Source organism: Leisingera sp. ANG-M1, from assembly GCF_000813745.1.
GTDB lineage: Bacteria > Pseudomonadota > Alphaproteobacteria > Rhodobacterales > Rhodobacteraceae > Leisingera.
In genome coordinates this window covers 93,610-103,817 of sequence record NZ_JWLC01000024.1, presented here as the reverse complement: position 1 = coordinate 103,817, position 10,208 = coordinate 93,610, and the positions used below count along the sequence as shown (strand labels likewise).

Sequence of the window (10,208 nt, the reverse complement as noted above, 5' to 3'; positions counted from 1 at the left end):
TGTGGCGCCCGCAAGGCTGATGAGGAAGGTGAGGATTGCCACGCCGCTATCCTTTGATCAGAGCCAGCATTTCAGCGTGCAGTTCAGGGGTGGCTGCAGAGATCACCCGCCCGTCGGACTCCAATCCCAGCGGCTGGCCGTCCCAATCGGTGATCACCCCTCCGGCTGCTTCGATCACCGCGGAAACCGGCAGGAAATCATAGGGTTGCAGGTCATAGTCGATCACTGCGTCGACATGTCCCGCGGCCAGCAGCGCATGGGGATAGCAGTCATAGGCAAACCGCCGGGTCTGGCCTGATTGCATAAGCCGATCAAACAGCTGCGGATAGTCGCGGTGGATCTTGTCGCCTTCGTTGACATAAAGAACGGACTGGTCCAACCGGGTCTGCCGCGAGACCTGGACCGGCGCGCCGTTCAGCGTTGTGCCCTTGCCGCGCACCCCCAGAAAGGTCTCGCCCAAGGCAGGCATGCCGATCACCCCGACCTGCGGCACGCCGCCCTTCAGATAGCCGAGCAGGAAGCCGAAAAGCGGATGGCCGGACAGGAACGAGCGGGTGCCGTCAATCGGGTCGATGATCCAGACGTCGTCCTTGTCCGCGCCCTCGAACCCGTGTTCTTCGCCAAAAATCCCGTGATCCGGGAAGTTGCGCTCCAGGTAGGCGCGCACTTCTGCCTCGACCCCTTTGTCAGCCTGAGTAACGGGGCTTTCATCTGCCTTGAACTCGATCCCGAGGCGGCCGCGGAAATAGCCGCGGGCAGCATCTGCCGCAATCTCCGCAATCCGCACTGCGTGCTCTGCGTAGTCCTGTGTCATCAGCATCGGTCCCGGGTCCATCCCTTTGGTTTGAGCCAGGGAAGCAGCAGGTCAGAAACTGACCGGCCTGCGGCCCCAACGATACCCGGATCGTCCGGGCTGACTGGTGTGCCGGAGATTTGACCGTTTCCACACATGGGTCCGGCGAATCCCAACTTGACGGTCAAAATTCTCGAAAGTGTGGGTTTGGTCAACAAAAAAGTTGGATAATGACTGAAATTTGGCGGCAACCACCACAAACCCGGCCAAAACCGCCGAGAAGTCCGAGGGGTTTTGACCGGAATCAAAATGGGCCTATAGGAGATCTCATAATGGGACTTTTGAAAAACCCACTTTGCCGCAAGATGGGCGCAGGGCCTTGCCGCTGCCAGTGTGCAGCCACCCTGCGCGTGCCCGGACAGGAAACATCAGTACAGGAAGCAGCCGGATGACTCACTTTCATGCCTTCCAGGACAGTCAGCCACTGCTGCAGCGGCGTCACCGCCGCTACTTCAACGCAGCGATCCTGCTGACCGAGGGGTTTTCGCTGCTCAGCCTGACCTCGCTGACCGACGTTCTTGACGCGGTGCAGACCGCTTCGCCGTCGGATTGCGTTGATGTTTCGCTGCTGACGCTGGACGGCACGCCGGTGCGGTCGCGTTCCAAAGTGCTGGTGGCGCCGGACGCCGCTCTGGCAGATAGGGGACGGCAGGACAGCATGCCGAAACCTGACGTCTATGTGATCTGTTCCGGCGCACAGATGAGCGCGGCCGCCGCCGCCGCCGCGCTGGAACTGGTGCGCAAATGCCGGGCCTCCGCGACCCCGGTCTGCGCAATTGGCGCGGCGATCCGGGTGATCGCTCAATCCGGCCATATCACCAAGGGTACCGACCATTGGTCGCGCATCCCGGCAAATCGCGAAACTCTGCCCCATATCGAGTTCGAGGATTCGATCTTTGTCCGCGACGGCAACCTGTTCAGCTGCTCGGGCGAGCTGGGCGCGATGGACTTTGCTCTGAACTGGGTGGAAGGCAATATCTCGGCGGAGACGGCGGGGCGGATCCGCAACTATCTGCTGCTGCAATCAGCCCGCAGCGCCGACCGGAACCAGACCTGTTCTGCTGCCGACCGTTTCCGCGGCGCGCCTGTCAAACTGCAAAAAGCCATCGACTTGATGCTCGCCAACATGGAAGAGCCGCTGACTGTGAACGAAATCGCTGCCACCATCGGGCTGTCCGTGCGCCAGGTTGAGCGGATGTTCCTGCGGCATCTCGGCACCTCGCCGGTGCGGTTCTACCGCAAGCAGCGGCTGGAGCTGGGCCGCAGCCTGGTCGAGGACACGAATATGCCGGTCACCGAGATCGCCCTGGCCTGCGGGTTCAAATCGCTCTCCTCTTTCATCAAGCTCTTCCGCAACAGTTTCGGCGCCACCCCGGTCACGTTCCGCGCGTCGAAAGCCGCCTGAGGCAGGAACCCGGCGCACCCTCCTCTCCTGACGGCTGGCCCGAGGCCGGCCGATTTCTCCTCTCGCAGGTGCGCCAGTCTGCCGTTTGCCCTCCGGGTTTGTCCCGGAGGGCCTTTTCTTTGGGGCAGCGGTCGGCTCAACCCTTCATCCTGCTGCCGTCCGGATCATAGGGCGCACGCGCCAGCACCGCCGCCTTATACCGCCGGTCCGCCACTTCGACTTCGAAACTGCGGGCGCGGGTTTCGGCCAGGCTCTCACCCGGAGCAATCGCCACAATAGCAAAGCAGAGGTTTTTGCCGGTGCGCGGCCCCTTGGCGCCAGAGGAGGTCAGTCCAACCCGTCGCCCGCCTTCCCATACTGGCTCGTCATGCAGCAGCAGCGCCTCGCCTTCCACCTCCAGCAGGATCTGGCGGCGGGTGAGGCCGTCCTCTTTCTGCTTCACCAATGCGGTGCGGCCCAGGAAATCGCCTTTGGTCCAATTGACCGCAAAACCGATCCCCGCCTCCAGCGGCGAGATGTCCGGCCCCAGGTCGTGGCCCCAATGCTTGAACCCCTTCTCGATCCGGCAACCGTCAAAGGCGTGGATCCCAAGCAGCCCTGCGCCTTCAGCCCGCAGAACATCAAACAGCGCCGGCGCCTGCGCGGATGGCACCGAGACCTCCCAGCCCAGCTCGCCAACAAAGCTGATCCGCGTGGCGCTGGCCTCGATGCCCCCCACAGTGACCGGGCGGGCCGTAGAGAAAGGAAACGCCTCCCAGCCATCGCCGGACAGTTTCTGCAGCAGGGCCCGCGAGCGCGGCCCCATCACCCCGATCACGGCTTCCGCCTCGGTCACATCCGTCAGCGCCACGTCAAACCCTTTGAGGCGTGCCTGCTTCTGCAGCCAGTACAGATCCTTGCGCCGGGTCGCAGCGCCGGAAGTCACCCGGAAGCTGTCGGCACCCAAGCGGGTCACGGTCAGATCCGCCTCCACGCCTCCACGCTGGTTCAGCCAGGCGGTATAGACTGCACGGCCCTCGGCCGCATCCATATCGGCCGTGCTGACCCATTGCAGCAAAGCCAGCGCATCTGGCCCCGCCACATCAATCTTGGTGAACATCGAAAGGTCGATCAGCGACACATCCGCCGCCATCTCCTGCGCCTCGCGGTCCGCCACATGCTGCCAGCTTTGCGGACCCACGGAATAGGGCAGCGCTTTCTCCGCCTCATCCTGCGCAAACCAGCGGGTGCGCTCCCAGGCGCCGCCGACGCCCCAAACCGCCCCGGCCTGGTCCAGTTGTTCATGCAATGCCGACAGGCGCAGGTTACGGCCCGAAATGGGCTGTTTGAACGGCCAGTGCATGGCAAAGTTGTTGCCCACGGCCTCGCGCATCTTGTCTTCCATGAAAGTCTCGCCCGACTGCAGCGGATCGCAGCGCAGGATGTCGATGTCCCACAGGTCGCTGGGTGCCTCGCCGCTGATCATCCAATCGGCCAGCGCATCCCCCACCCCAGCCGAGGACATGATTCCCACCGAGTTCAGCCCGGTTGCCACAAACAGATTCTGCAGCTCCGGTGTCTCCCCCGCCAAGGGGCGGCTGTCGGCGGTAAAGCTTTCCGGCCCGTTTAGGAAGTGCTGAATGCCCGCGCTCTCCAGTCCCGGATACATAGTGAGCGCCGCCTCGATAAAGGGCTCCGCCTGCTCCCAGTCATCTTCCATCTCCAGAAACGGCCGGTCGCCCTCGGCCCCGTGCGGATCCCAGGGCTTGGCATCCATCTCGAACCAGCCCACCAGCAACTTGCCCGCGTCGCCCTTCATATAAACATGGGTTTCCATGTCTCGGAATACCGGGAAAGGCTTGGGGAAGCCCTCAATCGGTTCGGTCACCACGTACATGTGCTTGACCGAATGCTGCGGCAGCACCACGCCGGCCTCATCGGCCAGTTTCTTGGACCAGGCGCCGGCGCAGAGCGCCACCTGATTGGCCAAAATCTGCGTCCCGTCCGCCAATTCCACCCCGGTCACCCGGCCCTCCTCCTGCAGCAGTCGCGCCACGCTGACCCCCTCACGGATTTCCACCCCCCGGCTGCGGGCGCCCTTGGCATAAGCCATAGCCAGGTCCACCGGATTAACCTGCCCGTCCTCCTTCAGCGTCAGCGCGCCATGGATGCCCTCGGCACTGATGCCGGGTACCCGGGCGGCAACCTCGTCGCCGGAGAGCATTTCCGGCGTCATGCCCGTGAATTCCGCCATCGCGTGGATCCGGTGCAGCTCGTCCATCCGTTCTGGGCGCCGTGCGATCCAATAGCCGGTGGTCTGCTGATACCCGGTCGCCAGCCCGGTCTCCCGTTCCAGCTCCGGAAAGGTCTGCAGTGCTTTGCTCGCCAGTTTGGTCATGTTGAAAGTGCTGCGCAGCGGTCCCACGATCCCGGCCGCATGCCAGGTGGTGCCCGAGGTCATCTGGTTCCGCTCCAGAAGCAGAATGTCCTCGGCCCCTTTCTTGGCCAGATGATAGGCGAGGCTGAGGCCGATCACCCCGCCGCCGATAATAACAATATTGCGCTGTTCAGGCATGGCGCCCTCCGTTTGTTTCCTTGCTCTGAGGATGCCGGAAAGCGAAGAATGGAACACGTGGCCTCAACATAGGTGGACAACAACCATTTGTATTTCCTTTGTAAAATTCAGAAGTTCACTGTGCTTTGTTTGATAACTCCCCTCAGAAGCGCTCATCCATGCTTTTTAAGCATTCATTTTCGTGTAGTTTCCGGATGACGCTCGACATGGATTGCAATCAATGCCGCCAGAAACCGATTCCTTCCTTTTCCCGGTGATGAATGCGCTGGCCGCCTTCCGCGCTGTGGCGTCTCTCGGCTCGGTCAGCGCGGCAGCGCAAGCGCTTGGCACGTCGCAATCCAGCCTCTCGCGCCACGTGCAGAACCTGGAAGCGCACCTTAACTGCCCGCTGTTCCTGCGCCGGAACCGCCGTATGGAGCTGACCGCTGCGGGACAACAGCTGTTTGCCACTGTGGACGCAGGCCTTGGCGCCATCTCGCAAAAGGCGCAGGAGCTGCAGCGCCAGCAGGGACCAGGCGAGATCCGCATCCGCTGCGGTCACGGCTTTGCCCAGTTCTGGATGCTGCAGCACTACCCGCGGCTGCAGCGCTCCTTCCCGCAATTGCAGATCAATCTGTCGGTCGGCCCGCTGGGCGTCCGCCCCGAGGACGGGGTGCCGGACCTGGACGTGCGCCTCGGTCCGCATCCGGACCCGGAGTGGCACTCGGACCTGCTGATCCCCGAAGATATCTGCCTGGCCGCATCCCCGGCGCTTGTTGAAAAACACGGGCTGACCGCTGCCGGTCTGCAAGATCTCACCCGCCTGCCCCTGCTGCACTTGGACCGCGGCGAATACGGTATCCTCTGGTTCGGCTCATTCTTCGAACGTTTCGGTGTTCCGTATCAGCCGGACCCGTCAACGCTGTTCTTTAACAGCTACCCGCATGTGGTCTATGCCGCGATCGAGGGCCGCGGCATCGGTATGATCTGGCGCGGGTTGGATGACGGCGCCCTGGACAGCGGCGAGTTGGTGGAGCTGCCGGGAACCGCCTTGCGCACTGAGAACGGCTATTTCCTCACCTGCCGCAAAGCCATCAGCCAAGAGCCGGAAGTCTTGCGGGTACGGCGCTGGCTGATCAACGCCTGCGCCCGGGGCGGGCCGCCCCGGCGCCTGCCCTAGGCGCAGATTGCTATTCCCGGCCCGCGCCCGCCCGCATTCGCATCACATTCAGCCGCGCGCCGATATCCAGCAAGGGCCGCGGCGGCAGGATCGCAGGCGGCGCCAGCTTCTGCGCCTCGCTCAGGGCGGCGGATGGCACGCCAGCGTATTGATCCACTAGCAGCTTGGCCAAGCCGGTGCCGCGGGCAATGCCGCCTGCGTTGAAGCCGCCCACCGCCAGCACATTCGGTGCCGGCTGAGCAAAAACCGAGGAGAAATTGCGGCTCACCGCCACCACCCCGGACCAGGTATGTTCAATCTCCAGCTCCGGCAGCATGTGCCAGCGCGCCCGGATCGCCTTCAGGTGCAGCTTGCGGCGGGCGGCCAGGTCGCTTTCGCTCATGGCCAGGCCGGGCCAGTATTCTGCAGTGTTGCGCATCATGATGCGGCGGTCGCTCGTGTAGCGGATCGTGGCCCCCATCCGGTGCGCGGACAGGATGCCCCAGGGATCAGGGTCGCCGATCCGATACCGCTCGGCGGTGTTCAGCGGCCGGGTCATGCTTGCAGTCAGGGTCAAATGCATCATCCGGCCCCGGAACAGGCCAAACTCACCCAAGAGCCCGTTGGTCGCCACCACCGCTTTGTCCGCCGTCACCCTGCCCTGGCGGCATTGGATCCGCACCTGATCGCCGTATTCGATCTCCTCAACGGGGGTTTCCTCCAGCAGGCGCACGTTCTCCGGCAGATGCAGCACCAGCCCGCGGATCAGCGCAGCGGGCTGCACCAGCGCCGCCTGCTTGGTCCAGATCCCCTTATGGTAGTAGGGAATGCCCAAGCGCCGGTTCAGACGCTCGCCCTCCAGCCATTCATAGGGGATGTCCAGCTGCTGCAGGATCTCCTCGAATTTCTCCAGATTGCCGGCATGGCGCGGTTCGGCGGCGCAGTGGAACTTTCCATTGCCGTCCCAGGTGTGCTGCAGCCCGTAAGCCTCCACCGCCTCGCGCAGGTACTCAAGCCCCGCCATGTTGATCACATAGCTGGTCAGCGCCTTGGACTTCATCGTCTCGTCATCGCCGACCCGCCCCGGGGAGGTGTCCACCGCAAAGCCTGAATTGCGCCCGGCCGAGCCCTCGCCCGCCCGCTGGCCTTCGATCACAACGATATCCGCCTGCGGGTACAGATCCGCCAGCCGGCGTGCCGCCGCCAGCCCAGCGAAGCCTGCACCGATCACCACCCACTCGCAGCGCAGATCGCCCTGCAGCCGCCGGATATCATTGCGTTTTGGCAGCGTCTCAACCCAGCCGCAGCTATTGTCGTTCAGCGCCACCTTCGAGACCTTGGCGCGGCCGGACTTCACCAGATGCCTGTACATCACTTTGCCTCCAGCTTGCGTTTGATCAGCCCTGCCGCCACCAGCACCGCCAGACTGATCAGCACCAGGATCGTCGAGACCGCGGCCAGAGACGGGTCAATTTCCAGCTGAATGCCCTCCCACAGCCGTTTCGGCAGGGTGCTGACCCGCGGGCTCGACAGAAACAGCGCAATCAGCAGCTCGTCAAAGGAAACCAGGAAGGCAAACAGCCCTGCCGACAGAAATCCCGGCATCGCCATCGGCACCGTCACATGCAGCACCGTGCGGATGCGGTTTGCGCCGAGGTTCCGGGCAGCATTTTCCACCGACACGTCGATGCCGCGGAAGGACGCGGTCATGATGGTGATCACGAACGGGACCGCCAGCACCGAATGCCCCAGCACAAAGCCAAAAGTCGTGCCGGTCCAGCCGAGATAGGAAAACAGCCGGAAGATTGCGATGGCCGTCAGCAGGCTGGGGATGATGATCGGGAACAGGAAGAAGGAATTCAGCAGCCGCTTGCCCGGAAAATCCCCGCGCACGATGCCATAGGCGGCGGCGCTGCCCACTGCCAGCGAAACGATCACCGTCAGGAAAGCCACATAAAAGCTGGTGAAGGTCGCGGCCAGCCAGCCCGGCTGGGTGAAATACTTGTCATACCACTTCAGCGAGAAGCCGCGCGGCGGGAACTCCAGCACCGAGGTCGGTGAGAAGGAAATCGGCGCGACGATGAAATTCGGCACCGCCAGGAAGAACAGCACCAGCGCCACGATGAGATACAGCAGCGCCTTGCCCGGGGTCATCGGTCCATCAAGTTTCATCTCTCAGCGCCCCTCATAGATCTTTTCGGCGGAAAGGAAGCGGTCGTAGAGGGCATAAAGCGCCACTGTCAGCACCAGGAGGATGGTCGACAGCGCAGCGCCAAAGCCCCAGTCAACGCTGTCATTGATCTCCAGCTCAATGATCTGTGCCAGCATGGTGTTCTGCGGTCCGCCCAAGAGCGCCGGGGTGACAAAAAAGCCAAGGCTGAGAATGAAGACCAGCAGCACGCCCGCGCCAATGCCCGGCAGCGACAGCGGCAGATAGACCCGCAGAAAAGTGCGGCGAGTGTTGGCCCCCAGGTTGGCGGCAGCATCCATCAGGCTCTGCGGAATGTTCGTCATTACCGAATAGAGCGGCAGGATCATGTAGGGCAGCATGAAATGCACCATCCCGATGGTAACCGAGAACTGGTTGAACAGCATCGGAATGGGGGCATCGGTCAGCCCCGTTTCCATCAGGCCGCGGTTGATCACCCCGTTGCGGCCCAGCAAAGCCATCCAGGCGAACATCCGCACCAGGATATTGGTCCAGAACGGGATCAGCACCAGTGCCGTCACCATCATCTTCACCCGGTCCGAGCCATGCGCCATCACAAAAGCCACCGGATAGCCGATCAGCAGGCAGATCAGCGTTGTTTCGCCGGACACCACCAGTGTGCGCCACAGGATCTTCATATAGACCGGGCGGGTGAAGGCCTTCTGATAATTCTCCAGCGTGAAATGCGGATCAAACAGGCTCTGGGACAGGAACATACCCAGGGGCACCAGGAACATCAGAACAAGGAACAGGAGGGCCGGCGCCAGAAAGGCGAGGAAAACCAGCCGCTCGCGGCGCTCCAGCCATTTCAGCTGTGCCGCCGAGGGCGGGATCAGGGTGGTGTCACGTGGCATGAAAAGTCCGTCTTTGCTAAAGCGGGCCCGCCCTCCCCGGGGAGAGAGGACAGGACGGGCCCTGGGAGAAGCGGCGTCAGCCGAGCTTCCATTCCTTCCAGCGGTCCAGCATCGGCAGATAAGCCTCGCCCCAATAGCCGTAGTCGCAGGGCAGCTGCACATCGGCAAAGGTGGTGGGCAGCAGCGCCGCGCGCTCCGGGTTCACCTTCTGGATCGCATTGTGGTTGACCGGGCCGTAAGTAATGTGATCGCTCAGGCGCCAGTTGATGTCCTCATGGCTGGCCCAGGCGATGAACAACTGCGCCAGATCGGCATTCGGCGCGCCTTTGGGGATCGCCCAGGCATCGCCCATCAGCTGGGCGCCGTTCCAGACGATCTCCAGCGGCACGCCTTCGTCGCGGATCACATCCAGGCGGCCGTTCCAGGCGGTGACCATCACCGCCTCCTTATTGGCCAGCAGCTGCGGCGCCTGAGCGCCCGCGCTCCACCAGATCACATGCTCCTTGATCTCATCCAGCTTGGCAAAGGCGCGGGAGAGTTTCTCCTCTGTCAGCGGATAGATCTCCGCCAGCGGCACCCCGTCCGCCTGCAGCGCATAGGCCAGCGTGGCAATCGGATTGTCGCGGATTGCCCGCATGCCCGGGAAGTCTGCAGTGTTCCACAGATCCGCCATCGAGGAAGGCTTCTTCTCTGTGAACACATCGGTGCGATAAGCCAGCACCTCGGAATAGCTCAGGTTGCCAATGCCCCATTTCGGCGCAAATCCCTTGAACACATGGGTTTTGTCAACAATGCCATAGTCGATCTCCTCCAGCGCGCCCGCCTTGCCTAGCGGGGTGGAGCGGTAGGCACCGATGTCGACCAGGTCCCAGCTCACATTGCCCGCTTCGACCATGGCGATGATTTTGGGGTCCTTGGGGTCGGTGTCTTCGACAATCTCAATGTCGAACTCTTCGGCAAAGGGCGCAAAGAACGCCTTGCGCTGCGCTTCCTGGAACGAGCCGCCCCACGAAGCGACAGTCAGGCTGCGGCCCTTGTGTTTGGCCAGCTCCGCCTTGATTTGCTCCAGGCCAAGGCCTGCAGCGCGGGCCGTGCCCGGCGCCAGCGCCAGGGCGCCGAGGCCCGCAGCAGTGCCTTGCAGGAATGCGCGTCTATTCAATGTCATAGTAGTCTCCTGTCGGTTTTCGAAGGTTTT

General features: G+C 62.9%; 8 protein-coding genes. 2 read left to right on the top strand and 6 right to left on the bottom strand.

Translation table 11 applies throughout. The annotated features are described in order from the left end of the window. Window positions 1–46: 46 nt before the first annotated feature. Window positions 47–814 (bottom strand): inositol monophosphatase family protein, encoded by a 768-nt coding sequence (locus RA19_RS19350; RefSeq protein ID WP_446720298.1) that lies wholly within the window; start codon window positions 812–814, stop codon window positions 47–49. Window positions 815–1,241: 427 nt separating this feature from the next. Between RA19_RS19350 and RA19_RS19345 the strand changes: the two genes are divergently transcribed. Further along, window positions 1,242–2,258 (top strand): GlxA family transcriptional regulator, encoded by a 1,017-nt coding sequence (locus tag RA19_RS19345; RefSeq protein WP_039165744.1) that lies wholly within the window; start codon window positions 1,242–1,244, stop codon window positions 2,256–2,258. Between the two features lie 136 nt (window positions 2,259–2,394). On the opposite strand, the gene RA19_RS19340 is transcribed toward RA19_RS19345, so the two are convergent. Next, entirely contained in the window at window positions 2,395–4,812 is a 2,418-nt protein-coding gene (locus tag RA19_RS19340; protein WP_039165742.1) for a GcvT family protein, read from the bottom strand. 220 nt (window positions 4,813–5,032) lie between these two features. Here RA19_RS19340 and RA19_RS19335 point away from each other — a divergent pair, with 220 nt between their 5' ends. Continuing rightward, window positions 5,033–5,971, top strand: a complete 939-nt coding sequence (locus RA19_RS19335) for a LysR family transcriptional regulator (protein ID WP_039165740.1) — start codon at window positions 5,033–5,035, stop codon at window positions 5,969–5,971. 10 nt (window positions 5,972–5,981) lie between these two features. Here the strand turns inward: RA19_RS19335 and RA19_RS19330 are convergent, their stop codons facing one another. The 4 genes from RA19_RS19330 to RA19_RS19315 all read right to left on the bottom strand — a co-directional run bounded on the left by RA19_RS19330 (window position 5,982) and on the right by RA19_RS19315 (window position 10,178). Then, complete coding sequence (locus RA19_RS19330; protein WP_052261946.1) at window positions 5,982–7,322, bottom strand: NAD(P)/FAD-dependent oxidoreductase; 1,341 nt, start codon at window positions 7,320–7,322, stop codon at window positions 5,982–5,984. Continuing rightward, window positions 7,322–8,122, bottom strand: a complete 801-nt coding sequence (locus RA19_RS19325) for an ABC transporter permease (RefSeq protein ID WP_082020629.1) — start codon at window positions 8,120–8,122, stop codon at window positions 7,322–7,324. The genes RA19_RS19330 and RA19_RS19325 overlap by 1 nt, the downstream gene beginning before the upstream one ends. Window positions 8,123–8,125: 3 nt before the next feature. Further along, window positions 8,126–9,013, bottom strand: a complete 888-nt coding sequence (locus RA19_RS19320; RefSeq protein ID WP_052261945.1) for an ABC transporter permease — start codon at window positions 9,011–9,013, stop codon at window positions 8,126–8,128. A 76-nt stretch (window positions 9,014–9,089) separates the two neighbouring features. After that, on the bottom strand, window positions 9,090–10,178 hold the full coding sequence (locus tag RA19_RS19315; protein ID WP_052261944.1) for an ABC transporter substrate-binding protein: 1,089 nt from the start codon (window positions 10,176–10,178) through the stop codon (window positions 9,090–9,092). Window positions 10,179–10,208: the final 30 nt, after the last annotated feature.

Bases quoted from the DNA above. Each gene is read 5' to 3' on its own strand.
- RA19_RS19345 (WP_039165744.1), top strand. From the start codon at position 1,242: ATGACTCACTTTCATGCCTTCCAGGACAGTCAGCCACTGCTGCAGCGG.
- RA19_RS19325 (WP_082020629.1), bottom strand. From the start codon at position 8,122: ATGAAACTTGATGGACCGATGACCCCGGGCAAGGCGCTGCTGTATCTC.
- RA19_RS19315 (WP_052261944.1), bottom strand. From the start codon at position 10,178: ATGACATTGAATAGACGCGCATTCCTGCAAGGCACTGCTGCGGGCCTC.
- RA19_RS19320 (WP_052261945.1), bottom strand. From the start codon at position 9,013: ATGCCACGTGACACCACCCTGATCCCGCCCTCGGCGGCACAGCTGAAA.
- RA19_RS19330 (WP_052261946.1), bottom strand. From the start codon at position 7,322: ATGTACAGGCATCTGGTGAAGTCCGGCCGCGCCAAGGTCTCGAAGGTG.
- RA19_RS19350 (WP_446720298.1), bottom strand. From the start codon at position 814: ATGACACAGGACTACGCAGAGCACGCAGTGCGGATTGCGGAGATTGCG.
- RA19_RS19340 (WP_039165742.1), bottom strand. From the start codon at position 4,812: ATGCCTGAACAGCGCAATATTGTTATTATCGGCGGCGGGGTGATCGGC.
- RA19_RS19335 (WP_039165740.1), top strand. From the start codon at position 5,033: ATGCCGCCAGAAACCGATTCCTTCCTTTTCCCGGTGATGAATGCGCTG.